Below are 17,961 nucleotides of genomic sequence, written 5' to 3' on the forward strand. Positions count from 1 at the left end.
CCAAGCGGGACTGGCGGCTGGAGGGGAGTATCGGCAGCGAATCTGAATGCAGTCTGAAGCGGGGGCAGGGGTGTTCAGGCGTGGAGCGGGTTCTGGAGGGGGACTTATGGTCGTAGGTGCAACGATCCTGCCGGCTGCGTCGAGGGGCTTTTCGTAGGATGGGTTGAGTTTGCGAAACCCGTGCGGCCTTGGCGATGGGTATCGCTTCGCTCAACCCATCCTACGTCGGCTTTGCTGTTGTAGGAGCGAGCTTGCTCGCGAACGGGTGTTTACCGAAGGCTTCGGTGTGTTGGGTGAATGCCGAGAACGGATTTGGTGCCAGCCGGCCACGCGGTGCAGGCCAGCTAACGCGAAAATATCAGCGCACGCCGGACAGTCCCCTCTCCCTTCAGGGCGGGGCGCGCAGCCGAGGGTTAGGGAGAGGGGACGGGACCAAGCCCAAACACCGTCATTCCCGGCCAGCACCAAAAGCTTACTCCCCCTCAAACGTCCCCCACAAACAAGCCCTACCACCAAGCACCACCTGCCGCCCCCGCGCAAAGGCATGCACCAACTCCAACCGCTCATCCAGCAACAGGATGTCCGCCTCCAACCCCACAGCCAGTCGCCCCTTGCGCCCCTGAATACGCAACAGGTCGGCCACGTTGCTGGTAAACGGCCGCAGCGCCTGCTCCAGCGGCAGTTGCTCGCGTAAAACCAGATCACGCAGCTCGTTCATCAGGCTCTTGCACCCCGCCAGGGCCAGCCCCGTCAGCCGGCCGTCGCTATCGAACACCGGCTGGCTGCCGTTGGCGTCCGAGCTGATGGTCAGCCGCTGCAGCGCGACACCCGCGCTCAGCGCCTGGATCACCGCGCGGCTGGCTTTCAACGCCTGCTTGGCGCCCAGTTCGGGGTTGATGCCGCTGGTGAGGTCGATGTTGCCGCCGTCCAGGGCGAAGCGGATCGCCGCCTCGTAGAGCGCCGCCGTGCGGTTGACGTGGGTCGGCAGCAGTTGGCCGATGGGGACGTCGCTGTGTTCGAGGATGCCGTACAGCGGCTCCAGCGCCCGGCGCCCGTTGCCCAGGTGGAACACGCTGATGCCCGCCTTGCCGCCCAGCAGGCCGCCGAGCCGGGCTTCGGCGGCGATGCGCGCCAGTTCGCCGATGCCCGGCGCGGACGAGCGATGGTCGGAGATGGCCGTCTTCACCCCGATGATGGGATCGATGAAGGCGATGTCGCGCTGGATGCTGCCGGTGATGGTGGGCGTCGGGACGGCGTAGGCGCCCGTCAGCATGAAGGCTGTGATGCCCTCGGTGTTCAGGGCGCGGGCCTTGGCCAGCAGCGATTCGGGGTGGCGGGTGATGGCGTCGGTGCCGAGCAGGCCGACCACGGTGGTGATGCCGCCTTCCAGCAGGCTGGACAGGCGCACCTCCGGCGTGCGGCTGTGGGGCCCGGCTTCGCCGCCGCCGCCGATCAGGTGCAGGTGCTGGTCGATGAGGCCTGGGCAGAGCGTCAGGCCCCGCGCATCGACCTCCTGGCAGCCCGGCAGGTTGGGCGCCTGCAGATGCTCGGCGATCGCCAGGATGCGTTCGCCGCCGATCAGTACGTCGCGTCGGCCGAGCTTCTCGGGGGCGTAGAGTTCGCCGCCGCGCAGCAGCAGGAAAGCCGGCGGCGCGGGGGCTGCGTTGGTCATCGTCATTCGGCCCAGCCGCCTTCCAGTTGTTCGCGGGTTTCCTCGACGCCGACCTGCCACAGCTCCTGCATCAGCGCGTCGTCCTTGTGGTAGGCGCCGCCGTAGTTGCCGTCGCCGATGTAGGCGCGCACGGCCTGCGGGCCCAACTGGCGCAGGCGGGCCAGGTCGACCATGGGCTTGCGTTCCTCGGGCGGGGTCTGGCCGGGGATGCGTGTCCAGGGGAAGTTCTCCATCCACGAGGCATGGGAGGCCAGCGCGTCGATCTCGCGAACCTTCGCCAGAGTGCGCGGCGTGCTCCACCAGTTGTGCAGCTTGACCCGCGCCTGCGGGTGCCGGCACAGCCACTGCTGGATTTCCGCCTGCACCGGGCAGTTGCCGCCGTGGCCGTTGACCAGCAGGATGCGGCGGAAACCCTGCTGGTGCAGGCTGTCCAGCACGTCGACCAGCAGCGCGAAGTAGGTCGCCGGGCGCAGCGAGACGGTGCCGGGGAAGTCGCCGAAGTAGGGCGTCATGCCGTAGGGCAGGGCCGGGAACACCGGCAGCCCCAGGGGCTCGGCGGCCTCGATGGCCACCCGCTGGGCGAGGATCACGTCGGTCATCAGGCTGAGGTAGGCGTGCTGCTCGGTGCTGCCCAGCGGCAGCAGGACGCGGTCGTCCAACTGCACCTGGCGCTCCACCTGCATCCAGTTCATGTCGCCGATGAACATGGCTTGCTCCTGTCGTTGCGGGCGGTTGTGAAGTGCCGTTCCAGCACCTCGCGTTCGACGGCCGGGGTGGCCAGGCTGACGACCACGGCGACGGCCATGCCGAGCAGCCAGGCCGGCAGCAGCGGGTCGGTCCGCAAGGTCAGCCAGCCGTCCAGCCAGCCGGCCTTCAGCACGACGAAGCACAGCTCGCCGAGTAGCACGCCGGCCAGCGCGCCGGCGGCGGTGGCGCGCTTCCAGTACATGCCGAGGATCACGGCGATGACCCAGATGCCCAGGCCGCCGAAGGCGAAGCGCACGATCTCGAAGATGCTGGCGGGCTTGAGCACGCCGATGGCGATGCCGGCCAGGCCGATCAGCAGGGTGACCCAGTGCGACAGCCGGAGCACCCTCGCGTCGCTGGCCGCGGGGTTGATCAGCTTCTGGTAGAGGTCGCGGCTGATGCCGCCGGTGGCCACCACCATCAGCGCCGACACCGTCGACATGCCCGCCGAGACGATGCCGGCGATCATGACCGAGGCCAGGATCGGGTCCAGCGAGCGCTGCAGCAGCATCGGCACCACGAAGTCGGCGTCGCGGCCGACGAGGCCCGGCAGCGAGACGAAGGCGTTGACCCCGGCCCACTCGATCAGGGTGGCCGAGACCAGCATGCCCAGGGTGCCCAGCAGCACGCTCTTGAACAGCACGGCGTGGCTCTTCATGGCGTAGAACTTGGTGAACAGCGTCGGCTGGCCGATGGTGAAGAAGCTCCACATCAGGATCATGGTGACGTAGACGCTCCAGCCGTATTCGCCCTTGCTGCCGGGGTGGGCGAGGTGGCCGGGGCTGTCCGTCGCCAGCTGCGCGGTGATGGCTTCCAGGCCGCCGCCGGCGCGGACGGAGATGACGAAGGTGACCACCGCGGTGAGCACCATCAGGCTGCCCTGCAGCACGTCGGTGAGCATGGCGCCGCGCATGCCGCCGTACATGCAGTAGAGGATCACGATGCCACCGGTCACCACCACGCCGACCCACTCCGGGTAGCCGGTGAAGGTCTTGACGATGATGCCGGCGCCCACCAGTTGCGCGCCGGTCATGGCGACCAGGAACACCACCATGGCGATGGCGTGGATGGCGCGCATCGGCGAGGACTGGTAGCGGTCGGCCAGGTAGTCGCTCATGGTCAGGTAGTGGTTGCGCCGGCCCAGCTCCATCAGCCGGCGGCCGACCAGCAGCGCGGGGATCAGCATGGAGAAGGCCACCCCGGGGATGGTGATGCTCATCCCGGCGAAACCGTTGCCGTAGGCGATGGCCGGCACGCCCATGAAGGTGCTCATGCTGTACTGGGTGGCGAAATAGGCGATGCCCGAGACGATGGCGCCGGCCTTGCCGCCCATCACCAGGAACTCCTTCATGTCGCGCGTCTGGCGCGCGGCGACGTAGCCGATGGCGGCGATGACCAGGAAGTAGACGCCCATGGTCAGCAGGAAGGGGCCGGGCGTGGGCGTCAGCAGATGATCGATGTCAGACATGCGCGTCGGCTCCTTCCGGTTCCGCCTGGAAGCCGCGGTATTCCGGGCGCTTCAGGCATTGCACGGCGAACAGCGCGGTGAGCGCGATGACCACGCCGCCGTGGACGATCCAGCCGAAGAGAAACAGCGGCACGCCCCAGGGGCCGGCCACGTAGGTTTCGCTGTAGTACCAGGGCAGCGGCAGCATGATCAGCCCGTACATGAACATGAACACGAGGAACCAGCCCCGCTCGAATCGGTTTTCCCAGACGCCCATCGTTACTGCTCCTGAATGCGAAGTGTGGTGAGGGGCCCCGGCGAACGCGGGGCCCGCATGTGCGTGTTAGGGCGGGCTACGGAGGCTGGTCCAGGTAGAGGTAGGGCAGCAGCCGTTCGGTCTGGGCGCTGATGGCTTCGAGCGAATCGCCGGTGTGCTGGGCCAGCGCCGCGCCCAGGGCCTCGATGAGCGCGACCATGCCGGCGTTGGAGGCGTACAGCAGCGGGTGCTCCGCAACCGCGTAGAGCGCGGTGTCGGCCAGTGTGGCGATGGGCGAGGCAGGGCCGTCGGTGAGGGCCAGCACCTTGCAGCCGCGCTGGCGGGCCAGGCCGAGCAGCTCGACGATGCCGCGCGAATAGCGGGGCAGGGCGATGCCGATCACCAGGTCGCCTGCGCGCAGCACGTTGATCCGCCGCAGGGCCGACTCGACGCCGCCCATGGCGGCGAGGTCCTTGACCCCGGCGCGGAACGGCTCCAGGCAGTTGGCGGCGAAGGCCGCGTGGATGGCGCTGACGCCGAGGCCGGCGACGTACACCTGGCTGGCGTTGGCGAGCAGCTCGACGGCGCGGCGCACCTGCTCGTCCTGCAGCAGCTCGTGGCTGCGGCGGATGTTGCCGGCGGCGCTGTCGAGGGATTCGCGCACGACGCCGGCGGCGCCGATGTCCCGCGCAAGGCCCAGGCGCAGCTTCTCCACCGGGGCGTAGGCGCTTTCGTAGAGCTTGCGCAGCGTGGCGCGGAAGGGCGGGTAGCCGTCGCAGCCGCAACGGTGGGCGAAGCGGTTGATGGTGGCGACCGAGACGCCGGCGGCCCTGGCCAGCTCGTCGATGTTCATGGTGGAGACCGCCAGCGCGTTGTTCAGCACGAAGTCGGCCAGCTTGCGGAAGGCCGGGGAATAACCCGGGCGGGCGCGGGCGATGGCGCCGAGCAGCAAATGGGAGGGTTCATCGGACATGGCGGCGGGCCCCGCTGCGCTTGTGCCTGGAAAGCGCTGCTGTCTGGAAATCGATTTTTACTTTTCGTGTTGCCTGAAAATTAATTTACAGGCAGGCACTTATCGGCCTCGCTGAATAGTTGGGAGGGAATATTCCGAAGAACTTGTGCGACTGGATCAGGCCCGCGCCCGGAGCCTGATCGCGGCGGTCATTCGATCTCGAACAGGCCGTTGCGGATCGGCCCCACGCTCAGGCGCTCGCGCACGTCGTCGTCGATGCGCGGGTCGTCCGGGCGGTACAGCTTCACCTGGCGGTAGGCGTTGATCCGGTTGATCTCCGCGCCCAGGTATTCCCAGACCACCCGGGTGCACGCCGGGGTGCGCCGGTCGCCGCTGGAGACGCCGGTCTTCAGGCCGTTGAGGCGGGTGATGCGGCTCTTGAAGCTGGGGATGAGGATGGTCTGGCTCATCTCGTTGACGGTGAGCGACTCGTAGTCGATCAGGAACAGCCGGTCCTGCAGCTGGAAGGCCGCGCCCAGGTAGCGGCAGCGCACCCAGTCCTCGGCCTGCACGTCGGTGCTGCTGGAGCGTTCCTGGCGCTCCTGGCGCTCGAACAGGAAGTTGCCGTCCTCCTCCCACAGGTGCACCAGCGACAGCAGGATGCTGCCGGGCACCGACATGCAGTTGGAGTATTCGAAATAGTAGCCGCAGTAGCGCGACAGGTTGCCGCCCTGCTCGCGCAGTGGTTCCAGCAGGCGCAGCAGCGGGTCGTTCGCCTGCACGCCGGCCTGGCTTGCGCGGGCGCCGATCAGGCGGGCGAACTGTTCCGGCGGCAGGCCCAGCTCGTAGTCCTCGACGCCGAAGAAGTCGCCGATGCGCTTGAGGTTGAACGGGGTGGGGCGGCTCTGCCCGCTGAGGTACTTGTTGAACTGCGCGCGGTTGATCTGCAGCTGGCGGCAGACCTCGGAGATAGAGCGGTAGTGGCTGCAGGCGAGCTTGAGGTTTTCGCCCAGGTGATCGGACATCGACGGTATTCCGGTGTGATGCGAGTGGCGCAAGCCTAGCATCAACTCGCGTCAGAACGTAACAAGATGCGAAATTGTCACGTCCCCTCGTCTTGGCCAACCTTGCCCGCCAGCGCCAGGCCCAACCCGCGCGCCTGGCGCCTCTCTTCCAACCGAAGAACAAGAATCGAGGTCACACCCCATGCTCGAAGCGCTCAACGACTTCCTTTCCGGGAAGGTTCTCATCGTGCTCATCGTCGGACTCGGCAGCTACTTCACCCTGCGCTCCCGGTTCGTCCAGTTCCGCCATTTCGGCCACATGTTCGGCGTGTTCAAGGAGTCCATCCGCGGCCAGGCCGGCCAACTGAGCTCGTTCCAGGCGCTGATGCTGAGCCTCGCCGGGCGCGTGGGCGCGGGCAACATCGCCGGCGTCGGCATCGCCGTGACCCTCGGCGGCCCGGGCGCGGTGTTCTGGATGTGGGTGACCGCGCTGGTGGGCATGTCCAGCAGCTTCTTCGAGTGCACCCTGGCCCAGGTCTACAAGCGCGCCGACGACGACGGCCTGTACCGCGGCGGCCCGGCGTACTACATCCAGCACGGCCTGAAGCTCAAGGGCATGGCCGTGGTGTTCTCGGTGCTGCTGCTGGTGACCTACGGCTTCGCCTTCAACGGCCTGCAGTCCTACACCGTGACCCATTCGCTGCAGAACGCCTTCGGCTTCGCCCCGCAGCACACCGGCATCGCCCTGGCCGTGCTGCTGGCCATCGTCTTCATCGGCGGCATCAAGCGCATCGCCGCGGTGTCCGACCTGCTGGTGCCGGTCAAGACCCTGGCCTACATCGGCGTGACCCTGTACGTGATCGGTAGCCAGATCGAGCACGTCCCGGCCATGCTGGAAACCATCTTCAAGAGTGCCTTCGGCCTCGACCCGGCCTTCGGCGGCCTGCTCGGCAGCGCCATCGTCATGGGCGTGAAGCGCGGCGTGTTCGCCAACGAAGCCGGCCTGGGCAGCGCGCCCAACGTGGCCGCCGTCGCTGCCGTGCGCCACCCGGCGTCCCAGGGCGTGGTGCAGGCCTTCAGCGTGTTCCTCGACACCTTCGTCATCTGCACCTGCACCGCGCTGCTGATCCTGCTCTCGGGCTTCTACACCCCGGGCTTCGAAGGCGACGGCATCGTCCTCACGCAGAACTCCCTGGCCGCGGTGGTCGGTGACTGGGGCCGGCTGTTCGTCAGCGTCGCGCTGTCGCTGTTCGTCTTCACCTGCATCCTCTACAACTACTACCTGGGCGAGAACAGCCTGCAGTTCCTCAGCCGCAACCGCCTGGTGCTGATCGGCTACCGCGCCCTGGTGCTGGCGCTGATCGTCTGGGGCTCGGTGCAGAACCTGTCCACTGTGTTCGCCTTCGCCGACATCACCATGACCTGCCTGGCCTTCGTCAACCTGCTGGCCCTGGCCCTGCTGTTCAAGGTTGGCCTGCGGGTGATGGGCGATTACGATGCGCAGCGTCGCGCCGGCGTTCAGCAGCCGGTGTTCGACTCCGCCCAGTTCGCCGACCTCGACCTGGACCGCGAAGCCTGGCCGGCCAGCCAGCGCGCCGAGGCCGCCCGCGAAATCCCCGCCGGCCTGCCGCAGGCGCAGGGCTGACGGCCGCGCGGGTCGTCCCGGCGGTCGGCCCGCGCCACTACAAGAACGCAGGATCAGCCCATGCGCGCAGTCAAGAACCTCTTCGTCCTCTACACCGGCGGCACCATCGGCATGCTGCAGACCCCCGAGGGCCTGGCCCCGGCCAGCGGCTTCGAGGCGCGCATGCGCGAGTGGCTGGCCGGCAGTGGCCGGCAGCCGACCTTCGCCTGGGCCTTCCGGGAAATGCAGCCGCTGCTGGACAGCGCCAACATGCAGCAGGCGAACTGGCTGGCCATGCGTGACGCCATAGTCGAAGCGGTGGAGCAGGGCGGCCATGACGGTGTGCTGGTGCTGCATGGCACCGACACGCTGGCCTATACCGCGGCGGCGCTGTCGTTTGTGCTGCTGGGGCTGGATGTGCCGGTGTTGCTGACCGGCTCCATGTTGCCCGCCGGTGCGCCCGGCAGTGATGCCTGGGCCAACCTTGGCGGCGCCCTGGACGTGCTGGAAGGTGGCCAGGCCAGTGGTGTGCAACTCTACTTCGGCGGCGCGCTGCTGCACGGCGCGCGTGCCACCAAGCTGCATAGCGAAGCCTTCGACGCCTTTACCACGCTGCCGCGTCATCGCGATGGCCAGCGTGCAGGGCAGGTGCCGCCAGTCCTGGATTATCGCCAGCCGCGTCAGCCGGTGAGGCTGGCTGTGCAGCCGTTGTTCCCCGGTCTGCAGGCCGAACAGTTGGAGGCTGTGCTGAATAGCGGCGTGCAGGGGCTGCTGCTGGAGTGCTATGGCAGTGGTACCGGTCCTTCTGACAATGAAGCTTTGCTTGCTGCGCTGGGCGCGGCCCGTAAGCGTGGTGTGTTGCTGGCTGCTATCAGCCAGTGTCCGGCGGGTAGTGTGGTGTTCGATACCTACGCCGCAGGCAGTCGTCTGCGCGACACTGGCTTGGTGTCTGGTGGTGGCATGACCCGTGAGGCGGCTTTGGGCAAGTTGTTTGCCCTGCTGGGGGCGGGGCTGGATGTGGAAGAGGCTGAGCGTTGGTTTGGCCTGGATCTGTGTGGGGAGCTGGCCGAATAGGTGCTTCCTGGGCCTGATGCCGTTTCTCTCCATGGGAGGAACGGCATTTTTCATATGGGGTGAGGCTATGGTTTCGCTTGCGGAGTGGGCCCTTGGCCCCGTACTCCGATCTCCACCCCGTCATTCCCGCGAACGCGGGAACCCAGAGACTTTTGCGTTGGGCTCGGTGTAGCGCGCCGCACCGAGTGTTCGGATGTTTCTTGTTTCGCCCCCTCGGGCGAGTCCCTTTTGTCAAACGGTGGAAGGCCACCCCCGCAAAAAGGAACCAAAAAGGCTTGCCCCGACATACGGGCCCGACAGAGTCGGGCGACCCTCGCGAATTCCCCCGCCACGGAGGCCCGCCCCGAGGGTACGTCCCTGTAGCCCACGGGGCTCTCGCGACATCCATGTCGCATGACCTCCTGAGCGCCGGTTTCGCTCGGCCTTCTGAAGGGGCGTTTCGGAGTGCGCGGAGGTTTCTCTGGAAGTCCAAGAGCAAACGCGCTTTTGCTTTTGCTTTTCGTAGGAGCGAGCTTGCTCGCGAACCCAGCAGTCACTGGGTTCCCGCGTTCGCGGGAATGACGAGGGCGGGTGAGGCGTATCAGGCTGACTCCAAACTCCCCACCCACTCCGAACAGCCCCCTCTCCCTTCAGGGCGGGGCGCGCAGCCGAGGGCTGGGGAGAGGGCGCTCTCGGTCTTGGCACCGAAGCTCCCTGACTCCACCCCCTTCCAGCCAAACCCATCGCGGACGGAGTCCGCTCCTACCCCCGCCGGCAAACCACCCCGTAGGATGGTGTTGAGCGAAGCGATACCCATCACCGCGGCCGCATGGGTTTCGCAAGCTCAACCCATCCGTTGAGGCGCATCTCGGCACAGTCGGCAAGACAGTTGCTCCTACGGTTCCAGAATCGTCAGGCATCGGTGTTTAGGCCAGCGGTGCATAACCGCAAACGGTTATGCACCCTACGAACTCGCCGGCTGACGTTGCATTATCCGCCTACGCCGAACGGCTCCCTCTCCCTCCGGGAGAGGGCTGGGGTGAGGGGGCGGACCCAGAATCAAGCACCTCCCTTAAACCAAAAAAACCGCCTTCATGGTCACCCGCAAGCAACCTGACCGAAGGCCTCGCGCAGACGTGCAATCACGCCATCGATACCAGGCCCATGGATAACCGGCGCCTGCTCCGCCTCACCAAACTCCCGCCAGATGAACAACGTCAGCTCGGCGCCATCGGTACCGCCAAGGCTGGAGTCGCCGAAGCGTTGCAGCACGCGATAGCGCTCGTCGGCCCAGAAGGCGTCCTCGACCCAGGAGTAGACCGGAATGAAGTGGAAATGGATGGGAAAGCCCGGTGAGTGGCCGAAACGACCGATGTACAGCCACTTCGGCTGCAACTGTTCTTCCAGGATGCGCTGGGTGAGGCCCTGAAGCTCCCCGAGTTCAGCCAGCGCGGCCGCGGGCAGGTCGGCCAGGGAGCCGGCCGGGGTCCGGGAGCCCAGCATCAGGTAGCCGGGCAGGGCCGAGGTCAGGTGGTGGTTGAGTATCCAGTGCTGCGTCTGGTGGACGATGAGGTGGGCTGGAATGTCCATCGAATTCGGCCGGCTGTTCGGGCAGGGCAGGGTAGCAAGCCCCGGCCCCGCCGTTCCAGACGCGAGTTGGCCGTGAAGCACGGCATTTCCCCGTAGGAGCGGATTCATCCGCGATTCCGCCGACAGGGCCGGCGCGCATGACATCGCGGACAGCGTCCGCTCCAGGTTGACGCCGAATCTCCCGTCTGTGCCGAACGGCCCCCTCTCCCTTCAGGACGGGGCGCGCAGCCGAGGGCTGGGGAGAGGGCGCTCTCAACCCCAACACTCAAAGCCGCCGGGATGTAGTGGTCTACTAACCCCGGACACCCATTTAGGCGAGAATGCTCGCCACAGAGAGGTGTCCGATGACCAAGCAACGCCGTACCTTTACCCCTGAGTTCAAGCGCGAAGCTGCCTGCCTGGTGCTCGATCAAGGCTACAGCCATGCCGAAGCGGCCCGTTCGCTCGGCTTGGTCGAGTCGGCCCTACGCCGATGGGTTAATCAGCTTCAGCAGGAGCGCGGCGGCGTTACGCCGGCCAGCAAAGCGTTGACGCCAGAGCAGCAAAAAATCCAAGAGTTGGAAGCCCGGATCACGCGCCTTGAACGCGAGAAATCGATACTAAAAAAGGCTACCGCGCTCTTGATGTCGGAAGATCTCGAGCGTACGCGCTGATCCGCCAGCTCAGCGACCATGAGCCCGTTGATTGTTTGTGCGAAGTGTTCGAAGTCACTCGCTCAAGTTACTACGCACATCGTCACAGAAGGCGAACTCCGGACGTTGAACGACTGCGGTTGCGCAGTCGAGTGAATGAGTTGTTTACGCGAGGTCGAAGTGCGCCCGGCAGCCGTACCATCATGGCAATGATGCAAGAAGAAGGTGAGCAAATCGGGCGGTTCAAGGTCCGCAGCCTGATGCGTGAGCTGGCGTTGATCAGTAAGCAGCCAGGATCACATGCGTACAAAAAGGCCACAGTGGAGCGGCCAGATATTCCGAACACCTTGAACCGAGCGTTTGATGTCGAAGCGCCAAATCAGGTCTGGTGTGGAGACATCACTTACGTCTGGGCACAGGGCAAATGGCACTATCTGGCGGTTGTCCTGGATCTGTATGCACGCAGAGTGGTTGGTTGGGCCTTATCAGAAAAGCCGGATGGAGACCTGGTGGTCAAAGCGCTGGACGTCGCCTACGAACAACGTGGAAAGCCTCAAGGACTCCTGTTCCACTCCGACCAGGGATCGCAATATGGCAGCCGTCAGTTCCGCCAGAGACTGTGGCGCTACCGCATGCGCCAGAGCATGAGCCGCCGAGGCAACTGTTGGGATAATGCACCGATGGAGCGAGTATTTCGCAGTTTGAAATCAGAGTGGATACCGACCACGGGCTACCTGACCGGGCAGCAAGCTCAACGAGACATTGGCCAATACCTGATGGGCCACTACAACTGGATCCGGCCGCATCAGTTCAACGATGGACTGGCTCCAGCGAAAGCTGAAGAAAAACTTAAAACCGTGTCCGGGATGAGTTGACCACTACAGGAAACCCCGTTCGCGAGCAAGAACTAGGCGTCCCCCTCGCTCCTACGAAAAGCGCCTTACTCCGGCATTCGCCCCAGCCGCTGCTGCAGACGCGTCAGGAAGCCGATCTCGAAGGCCATCCGCCGCCAGTTGTCCATGTGCTCTATGCGCCCATGGACGAGGCGCGTCCACAGGTAGCCGTCGGCTTCGCCGGCCAGCCAGCTTTCGGCCAGGAGAATGCCTTGGTCGGCGGCTGGCTGCGTGGGAATCGGCCAGGTCAGCGTCAGGCCGGGCTGGCCGTCGGCGGCGGGGATTTCAACGGGATGGGTGTTGCTGGGGAGGACGATCAGGTTGTTGGAATTGGTCATCTAGAGCTGCTCCGTTTCGTTGGATTCAGGAGCTGCCGCCAAAGCTGTCAACCAATGGAGGCAGACCGCGCGGGGTTGACAGACCGGGAAACGGAGCCGGCAGACCCGAAGGTCTCCCCGCGCGATCTGCCATGACACTTGCGGTACGAACCGCGGACACGAGAGGGCCTGCAAAAAGCGTTCGCCGCTTTCGCATGCACCTCGGAGGGCAATCGCGCCGTTTCTTCAGGCTGTCAAACCCGGTCGCGGATGAGCCGCGACCGGCGCAGCTTAGGAACCGGCCGGTAGCGCAACAAGGGCAGAAACACGCTGCAGGAGAGTATCGGATATTTCCCGCAACGGGCACCGATGCGGAAGAAGGGAAGCAGTGTAGGAAGAAAGAACTACAGCGCCGGGCCCGCAACGACCTTGCGCATGAACACCCGCGCAAACCCGTTCTCCGTGGCCCGGTGCGTTTCGCGGTAGCCCAACTTCGTGTAGAGGGCGATGTTCTCGATCATCAGCTGGTTGGTGTACAGCTCGATGGCCTGGAAGCCCTGGGCCCGCGCACGTTCCTCGCAGAACGCCAGCAACGCCTTGCCGATGCCCTGGCCCTTGAACGCCGGCGCCACCGCGATGTTCTCCAGCAGCAATGCCGGCCCCTGGGGGCGCAGCACCAGCACGCCGGCGACTTCGCCATTGCGGGTGCACACGAACGCATCGGCTTCGGCGAGCACCTGCCGGTAGTCGTCGAGCATGGGCGCGGGCTTGCGGCCGATGCGCGGGATATAGGGGCTGTAGGCCTCGTCCACCAGCCGGGCGATGGCGGGTGCGTCGTCGGGAGCGGCCTGGCGGATTTCTGCTGCGTCCATTGTCTGTGCCTGGTCATGGCTGGCGGATAGGGCACTCTAGCGGATTCGCCGTTCCCCCGCCTCCCGCCAGCCATGGGCCGGCGGGATAGCAGCGCTCGCTCAGCCAAGCCGCAGGCTCAGCTCGACGTCTTCGGCGAAGGGCACCGACAGGTAGCCGTTGCCGATGTCGCGTACCCGCGCCAGGTACTCCGGGCTGTGGTCGGCGTTGTCGGCGACGATCAGCGCGCCGGGCCGCAGGCGGCTTTCCACCAGGGCGAGGATTTCCAGGTAGAGCGCCTTGGCGCCGTCGAGCAGCAGCAGGTCGATGCGCTGCGGCAGGTCGCGCGCCAGGGTCTGCAGGGCGTCGCCCTCGCGGATCTCCACCAGGTCGGCCAGACCGGCGGCGTTCAGGTTGGCCTGGGCGCGCAACACCTTGGAGGCCTCGAACTCGCTGCCGATCACGCGGCCGCCGCCGTTGTCGCGCAGGGCCGCGGCGAGGTGCAGGGTGGAAATGCCGAAGGAGGTGCCGAACTCGACGATGCTGCGTGCCTGGCAGCTGCGCGCCAGCATGTAGAGCAGTACGCCGGTGGCGCGCGAGACGGGGAGCGGCAGGTCTTTCAGGCGGCCGTAAAGGTCGCGGTACTCGGTCTTGCTGGCCATCAGGCGCGCCAGTTCCTCGCCGGACAGGCCGGTGACGGCGGGGCTTCTGCCCGGCTCGCTGGCATCGGCCTCGGCGAACAGGCGTTCCAGCAGTGGGGCGACGGGGGCGGTGGTGAGGGTGCTCATACGGGGACTCCGAAGGTTGGTTGAGCGCTCCAGGGCGCCCGACTAGAATGCGACGAATTCGTCAGGTTTCACTATTCGCATTCCCGGAGCACCCCATGAGCGAACGCCGCAGCCCGCGGATTGCCTCGCGCAAGCAGCCGCGCCAGGCCCGCTCGACCGAGCTGGTCGCCGCCATTCTCGACGCCGCTGTTCAGGTTTTGGCTAAGGAGGGCGCACAGCGCTTCACCACCGCGCGGGTGGCCGAGCGGGCCGGCGTCAGCGTCGGCTCGCTGTACCAGTACTTCCCGAACAAGGCGGCGATCCTGTTCCGCCTGCAGAGCGACGAGTGGCGCCAGACCAGCGAGATGCTGCGCGGCATCCTCGAAGACTCCCGGCAACCGCCCCTGGCGCGCCTGCGCACGCTGGTGCACGCGTTCGTCCGCTCGGAATGCGAGGAAGCGGCAGTCCGCACCGCGCTCAGCGACGCCGCGCCGCTGTACCGCGATGCACCCGAGGCGCGGGAGGCCAAGGCGGCCGGCGAACGCATCTTCCAGGCCTTCATGGAGGAGGTGCTGCCCGATGCGTCGAACGAGGCACGGGCGTTGGCCGTGGACCTGGTCACCACCACGCTCAGCGCGGTGGGCAAGCAGTTCTCCGAAGCGCCGCGCACGGAGGAGGAAATCGAGCGTTATGCCGGGGCGATGGCGGACATGTTCTGTGCCTATCTGAAGGCTATTGGCTGAGGGTGCTCAGACCCGCTGGCCGTTGTGCTTGGCCCGCAGCAGGAGCGGGAGCAGCCCGACTAGCTGGACATCGAACCGGCAGGCGCCTAGGACGTGGATTCATGCCTGTTCTGACAGATAACAGCTCAAAAAACATGTATAGGGTGTCGGTAGTTTCCGAAGCAGTTCCTGCCCTCTAAAACGGCGCTCTCGCCGCTCTCATACTCCGGCCGCACTGATGCTTCCGGTCTGGAGAGCCCATGCGCCTCATCCCCAATACCGCCCCCGACGCGCAGTGTGCGGAGGACCCGTATTTTGCCCAGGGGTTGGTCAGCAATGCGTTGACCCAGGGGCGGCATATGTTGAAGGGGCTGGAAGCGCTCCAACGTACGTCCCATATCGTGCGCGACGCCGACATCGTCGAAGCGGTACGCCGTGGCGAATGGCTGCTGGTTGCGGATGAGGTGGCTTCGGCCAGCGCCAGCGGCCTGTTGCCGGGGAGTGAGTCCTCGCCGCCGCGAGCCTATATCTTCGAAGACCGCTGGCCGCTACCCAAGGTGCGCGAGGACCTGGTATTCGCCAAGTCCTGCCGCCCGGACAATTGGGGCCGGACCCGGCCCGGCGTCGAAGTGGAACCCGCTTCGCGCTTCGGCAACGTCATGCTTTCCGGGGCGATGGCGTTGCCGGTTTCAGCGACCACTGCGCTCAATGCTGGCGCGGAGGCGGCTTTGGTACGCATCGCTGGCGGCGGCATCATGCAGCACGGCTTCACCTGGGCGCTACGTGGGCCGGGTGTGGCCAGCAATCCGGCCAGCCTGTTCCTCCTTGGCCTGCTGCCTACGCGCCTGGGTGACGGCGCCCTGTACACCGACAGCCGGTTGCGTGACCTGGAGCAGGTGCCGACCCGTGTACGTTTCCAGATTCGCCGCGATGCCCATGGTGGCTTGCAGGTCTATGGTACCCATGCCCATCCCGATGGCGATGACGCTGTACGCACGGTCAAGGCTATCTGGCGTGACGACCGTCGTACGATGGAGGCGCACGTCAACGGCCTGACCATTCTCTGGATTCCCAACAAGGGCTCACAGCCCATTCCACCTCTGATTCATCAGGAACATACGGGCGAGCGGATCGACAATATCCTGGTGCACCCGATTGCGATCGATACCGACTCGCAGATCGAGATATACCCGGGCAGCGAGGACATCACTACCGACGATTTCATCCTGACGTTTCCTGCCGACAGCGGGATGAAGTCGCTGTATATCGCCTACGCCATACCGCATTCGCACTACCAGCCGCCACCAGACCACCTGCTGGCCTTTCCAGCGGCGAAGGAGGCCAAGCGGAAAACGCCTATTTCAGGTGGCGGCGGCAAGAGAAAGCGCTGGAAGGATGACGAAGGCTATATCTATGAGTGGGATTCTGCTCATGGCGCGGTTGAAAAATATGACAGGAGGGGAAGGCATCTGGGAGAGTTCAACCCTGTTACCGGCGAAAAGAACAAAGATGCTGATCCAGTGCGGAGAGTAGAGCCATGAGGTACTTCCTGGAGGCTTTCGATAATGAAACCGAGTTTCTGCTGTTCAAGATTGAAGTCTCGGAGTCTTATGCAGGCGACCTGGCGAAGATAATGGGTTGGACAGAGGTTCAACACGGAATCGAAGGGTACGATCTCACTGAGCAGCAGTTGCTCGCCATTGAAGGGATTGTAGGAAGAACCCTGCGCGATCCTGGGTATACCTTTCAGTTGACTTGCAATGGGTGAGGCTGCTCGGAGTTCATGAGGACGCGGTGTATCGGCGTATAACCGCGAACGGTTATACGCCCTACGCGCCGCGGGCAAAAAAATCCCCCGACCACTCGCGCGGCCGGGGGATGAAAACGCCGGCGCAGGGGGTAACGCGCCGGACGCGGTAGGACCTTTTGCCTTACAGCTTGATCAGCACCGATTTCACCTCGGTGTAGTGCTCGATGGCGGCGGCGCCCATTTCGCGGCCCAGGCCGGACATCTTGTAGCCGCCGAAGGGCAGGGCCGGGTCCAGGGCGCTGTGGCAGTTGACCCAGACCGAGCCGGATTTGATCTTCGGGATCATCCGGTGCACCGCGCCCAGGTCGTTGGACCAGATGCTGGCGCCCAGGCCGTAGGGGCTGTCGTTGGCCAGGCGGATGGCTTCGTCGAGGTCGTCGAAGGGCATGGCCACCAGCACCGGGCCGAAGATTTCTTCCTGCACCAGCGGGTTCTTCTGGTCCACGTCGACGATCACCGTCGGTTTCACGAAGTAGCCGGGGCCGAACTGTTCGCCGCCGCAGGCGATGGTGGCGCCTTTCTCGCGGCCCAGTTCGATGTAGTTGTGCACGCGCTGCTGTTGGCGGGCGGAGATCAGCGGGCCCATGTCCACGCTCGGGTCCAGGCCGTTGCCCAGCTTCATGCCGTTGGCGATGCCGGCGATGTCGGCCACCACGTTGTCGAAGTGCTTGCGCTGCACGTACAGCCGCGAGCCGGCGCAGCACACCTGGCCCTGGTTGAAGAAGATGGCCTGGGCGGCGCCGGCGGCGGCGCTGTTCAGGTCGGCGTCGGCGAGGACGATGGTCGGCGACTTGCCGCCCAGTTCCAGGGTCACGCGGGTCATGTTGTCCATGGCCGCCTTGCCGATTTCCTTGCCCACGGCGGTGGAGCCGGTGAAGGTCAGCTTGTCCACCAGCGGGTGGTGGGTGAGGGCGGCGCCGGCGTTGATGCCGGTGCCGGTGACCACGTTGAACACGCCCGCCGGGTAGCCGGCCTCCAGGGCCAGCTCGGCCAGCTTCAGGGCGCTGAGCGGGGTTTCGTCTGCGGGCTTGAGCACCACGCTGCAGCCGGTAGCGAGCGCCGGGCCGAGCTTCCAGCAGGCCAGCAGCAGGGGGAAGTTCCAGGCGACGATGGCGCCGACCACGCCGACGGCCTCGCGGCGGATGAAGCCGTGGAAGTTGTCGTTGGGCATCAGCGGCATGGACACCTCGACGCTGGAGCCTTCGATCTTGGTGGCCCAGCCGGCCATGTAGCGCAGGAAGTCGATGCCCAGCTGCACGTCCATCACGCGCGCCACGGCGGCGCTCTTGCCGTTGTTCAGGCATTCCAGCTCGGCCAGCAGGTCGGCGTCGCGTTCCATCAGGTCGGCGAGCTTCCACAGCAGGTTCTGCCGCTCGCGCGGACGCATGCGGCTCCAGGGCGAATCGTCGAAGGCCTGGCGGGCGGCGTGCACGGCGCGGTCGACGTCGGCGGCGCTGGCGGAGGGCACCTGGCAGAGCACTTCGCCGGTGGCCGGATTGCGCAGGTCCATGAGGGCGCCATCGGCGGCACCGGTCCAATCGGCACCGATGAGCATCTTCGGCGCGCGCTGCAGGAAGGCGCGGGATTCGGGCTTGATGGGCAGGGAAGCGAGCATTGCGGTTGCCT

General features: G+C 65.8%; 17 protein-coding genes. 6 read left to right on the forward strand and 11 right to left on the reverse strand.

Going from position 1 to position 17,961, the window contains the following annotated elements:
• Positions 1 to 472 precede the first annotated feature (472 nt).
• From iadA to ACTWJ5_RS15655, 6 genes are all read right to left on the reverse strand, one after another.
• Positions 473 to 1,672, reverse strand: a complete 1,200-nt coding sequence (iadA, locus tag ACTWJ5_RS15630) for a beta-aspartyl-peptidase (RefSeq protein ID WP_444439402.1) — start codon at positions 1,670 to 1,672, stop codon at positions 473 to 475.
• 2 nt (positions 1,673 to 1,674) lie between these two features.
• Positions 1,675 to 2,379 (reverse strand): creatininase family protein, encoded by a 705-nt coding sequence (locus ACTWJ5_RS15635; protein WP_256515183.1) that lies wholly within the window; start codon positions 2,377 to 2,379, stop codon positions 1,675 to 1,677.
• On the reverse strand, positions 2,361 to 3,887 hold the full coding sequence (locus ACTWJ5_RS15640; protein WP_444439404.1) for a sodium:solute symporter family protein: 1,527 nt from the start codon (positions 3,885 to 3,887) through the stop codon (positions 2,361 to 2,363). Before ACTWJ5_RS15640 ends, ACTWJ5_RS15635 begins: the two co-directional genes overlap by 19 nt.
• On the reverse strand, positions 3,880 to 4,143 hold the full coding sequence (locus tag ACTWJ5_RS15645; RefSeq protein WP_009620334.1) for a hypothetical protein: 264 nt from the start codon (positions 4,141 to 4,143) through the stop codon (positions 3,880 to 3,882). Before ACTWJ5_RS15645 ends, ACTWJ5_RS15640 begins: the two co-directional genes overlap by 8 nt.
• 76 nt (positions 4,144 to 4,219) lie before the next feature.
• Positions 4,220 to 5,095, reverse strand: coding sequence for a MurR/RpiR family transcriptional regulator (locus tag ACTWJ5_RS15650; protein WP_253411754.1), 876 nt, complete (start codon positions 5,093 to 5,095; stop codon positions 4,220 to 4,222).
• A gap of 188 nt (positions 5,096 to 5,283) precedes the next feature.
• Positions 5,284 to 6,099: a helix-turn-helix domain-containing protein gene (locus ACTWJ5_RS15655; protein WP_069865235.1), complete on the reverse strand. Its 816-nt coding sequence runs from the start codon at positions 6,097 to 6,099 to the stop codon at positions 5,284 to 5,286.
• Positions 6,100 to 6,280: 181 nt separating this feature from the next.
• On the opposite strand from ACTWJ5_RS15655, the gene ACTWJ5_RS15660 reads away from it, so the two are divergent.
• Positions 6,281 to 7,723 carry an alanine/glycine:cation symporter family protein gene (locus ACTWJ5_RS15660; protein WP_444439407.1) on the forward strand — a complete coding sequence of 481 codons (1,443 nt, stop codon included), beginning with the start codon at positions 6,281 to 6,283 and terminating at the stop codon, positions 7,721 to 7,723.
• A 60-nt stretch (positions 7,724 to 7,783) separates the two neighbouring features.
• Entirely contained in the window at positions 7,784 to 8,776 is a 993-nt protein-coding gene (locus tag ACTWJ5_RS15665) for an asparaginase (protein WP_444439408.1), read from the forward strand.
• A gap of 1,077 nt (positions 8,777 to 9,853) precedes the next feature.
• Here the strand turns inward: ACTWJ5_RS15665 and ACTWJ5_RS15670 are convergent.
• The gene (locus tag ACTWJ5_RS15670) at positions 9,854 to 10,345 is read right to left on the reverse strand and encodes an HIT family protein (protein ID WP_444439410.1); all 492 of its coding nucleotides are present in this window, start codon (positions 10,343 to 10,345) and stop codon (positions 9,854 to 9,856) included.
• A 344-nt stretch (positions 10,346 to 10,689) separates the two neighbouring features.
• On the opposite strand from ACTWJ5_RS15670, the gene ACTWJ5_RS15675 reads away from it, so the two are divergent.
• Positions 10,690 to 11,852 (forward strand): IS3 family transposase gene (locus ACTWJ5_RS15675; protein ID WP_112302876.1). Its coding sequence is split into 2 segments (ribosomal slippage): positions 10,690 to 10,945 and positions 10,945 to 11,852, totalling 1,164 coding nucleotides; the frame shifts between segments, so codons are not numbered across the junction.
• A gap of 65 nt (positions 11,853 to 11,917) precedes the next feature.
• On the opposite strand, the gene ACTWJ5_RS15680 is transcribed toward ACTWJ5_RS15675, so the two are convergent.
• The 3 genes from ACTWJ5_RS15680 to ACTWJ5_RS15690 form a co-directional block, all read right to left on the reverse strand.
• Positions 11,918 to 12,208, reverse strand: coding sequence for a LasR-specific antiactivator QslA (locus tag ACTWJ5_RS15680; RefSeq protein WP_009620344.1), 291 nt, complete (start codon positions 12,206 to 12,208; stop codon positions 11,918 to 11,920).
• 383 nt (positions 12,209 to 12,591) lie between these two features.
• Positions 12,592 to 13,059, reverse strand: a complete 468-nt coding sequence (locus tag ACTWJ5_RS15685) for a GNAT family N-acetyltransferase (protein ID WP_249920003.1) — start codon at positions 13,057 to 13,059, stop codon at positions 12,592 to 12,594.
• Positions 13,060 to 13,158: 99 nt separating this feature from the next.
• A complete protein-coding gene (locus ACTWJ5_RS15690) occupies positions 13,159 to 13,824 on the reverse strand; it encodes an O-methyltransferase (protein ID WP_444439413.1) in 666 nt (221 codons plus the stop codon).
• Positions 13,825 to 13,919: 95 nt separating this feature from the next.
• Between ACTWJ5_RS15690 and ACTWJ5_RS15695 the strand changes: the two genes are divergently transcribed.
• The 3 genes from ACTWJ5_RS15695 to ACTWJ5_RS15705 all read left to right on the forward strand — a co-directional run bounded on the left by ACTWJ5_RS15695 (position 13,920) and on the right by ACTWJ5_RS15705 (position 16,293).
• Entirely contained in the window at positions 13,920 to 14,546 is a 627-nt protein-coding gene (locus tag ACTWJ5_RS15695; RefSeq protein ID WP_444439415.1) for a TetR family transcriptional regulator, read from the forward strand.
• A 239-nt stretch (positions 14,547 to 14,785) separates the two neighbouring features.
• Complete coding sequence (locus ACTWJ5_RS15700; protein ID WP_444439417.1) at positions 14,786 to 16,066, forward strand: colicin E3/pyocin S6 family cytotoxin; 1,281 nt, start codon at positions 14,786 to 14,788, stop codon at positions 16,064 to 16,066.
• Complete coding sequence (locus tag ACTWJ5_RS15705; RefSeq protein ID WP_009620352.1) at positions 16,063 to 16,293, forward strand: DUF7683 domain-containing protein; 231 nt, start codon at positions 16,063 to 16,065, stop codon at positions 16,291 to 16,293. Before ACTWJ5_RS15700 ends, ACTWJ5_RS15705 begins: the two co-directional genes overlap by 4 nt.
• A gap of 163 nt (positions 16,294 to 16,456) precedes the next feature.
• Here ACTWJ5_RS15705 and ACTWJ5_RS15710 read toward each other — a convergent pair whose 3' ends face one another.
• Positions 16,457 to 17,950, reverse strand: a complete 1,494-nt coding sequence (locus tag ACTWJ5_RS15710) for an aldehyde dehydrogenase family protein (RefSeq protein ID WP_444439419.1) — start codon at positions 17,948 to 17,950, stop codon at positions 16,457 to 16,459.
• Between the last annotated feature and the right edge of the window lie 11 nt (positions 17,951 to 17,961).

The sequence above is a fragment of the Pseudomonas sp. A6 genome (assembly GCF_052367875.1).
Lineage (GTDB): Bacteria > Pseudomonadota > Gammaproteobacteria > Pseudomonadales > Pseudomonadaceae > Pseudomonas > Pseudomonas citronellolis.

Excerpts from the sequence above, each read along its gene's own strand:
- iadA (WP_444439402.1), bottom strand. The coding sequence starts at position 1,672 with ATGACCAACGCAGCCCCCGCGCCGCCGGCTTTCCTGCTGCTGCGCGGC.
- ACTWJ5_RS15635 (WP_256515183.1), bottom strand. The coding sequence starts at position 2,379 with ATGTTCATCGGCGACATGAACTGGATGCAGGTGGAGCGCCAGGTGCAG.
- ACTWJ5_RS15640 (WP_444439404.1), bottom strand. The coding sequence starts at position 3,887 with ATGTCTGACATCGATCATCTGCTGACGCCCACGCCCGGCCCCTTCCTG.
- ACTWJ5_RS15645 (WP_009620334.1), bottom strand. The coding sequence starts at position 4,143 with ATGGGCGTCTGGGAAAACCGATTCGAGCGGGGCTGGTTCCTCGTGTTC.
- ACTWJ5_RS15650 (WP_253411754.1), bottom strand. The coding sequence starts at position 5,095 with ATGTCCGATGAACCCTCCCATTTGCTGCTCGGCGCCATCGCCCGCGCC.
- ACTWJ5_RS15655 (WP_069865235.1), bottom strand. The coding sequence starts at position 6,099 with ATGTCCGATCACCTGGGCGAAAACCTCAAGCTCGCCTGCAGCCACTAC.
- ACTWJ5_RS15660 (WP_444439407.1), top strand. The coding sequence starts at position 6,281 with ATGCTCGAAGCGCTCAACGACTTCCTTTCCGGGAAGGTTCTCATCGTG.
- ACTWJ5_RS15665 (WP_444439408.1), top strand. The coding sequence starts at position 7,784 with ATGCGCGCAGTCAAGAACCTCTTCGTCCTCTACACCGGCGGCACCATC.
- ACTWJ5_RS15670 (WP_444439410.1), bottom strand. The coding sequence starts at position 10,345 with ATGGACATTCCAGCCCACCTCATCGTCCACCAGACGCAGCACTGGATA.
- ACTWJ5_RS15680 (WP_009620344.1), bottom strand. The coding sequence starts at position 12,208 with ATGACCAATTCCAACAACCTGATCGTCCTCCCCAGCAACACCCATCCC.
- ACTWJ5_RS15685 (WP_249920003.1), bottom strand. The coding sequence starts at position 13,059 with ATGGACGCAGCAGAAATCCGCCAGGCCGCTCCCGACGACGCACCCGCC.
- ACTWJ5_RS15690 (WP_444439413.1), bottom strand. The coding sequence starts at position 13,824 with ATGAGCACCCTCACCACCGCCCCCGTCGCCCCACTGCTGGAACGCCTG.
- ACTWJ5_RS15695 (WP_444439415.1), top strand. The coding sequence starts at position 13,920 with ATGAGCGAACGCCGCAGCCCGCGGATTGCCTCGCGCAAGCAGCCGCGC.
- ACTWJ5_RS15700 (WP_444439417.1), top strand. The coding sequence starts at position 14,786 with ATGCGCCTCATCCCCAATACCGCCCCCGACGCGCAGTGTGCGGAGGAC.
- ACTWJ5_RS15705 (WP_009620352.1), top strand. The coding sequence starts at position 16,063 with ATGAGGTACTTCCTGGAGGCTTTCGATAATGAAACCGAGTTTCTGCTG.
- ACTWJ5_RS15710 (WP_444439419.1), bottom strand. The coding sequence starts at position 17,950 with ATGCTCGCTTCCCTGCCCATCAAGCCCGAATCCCGCGCCTTCCTGCAG.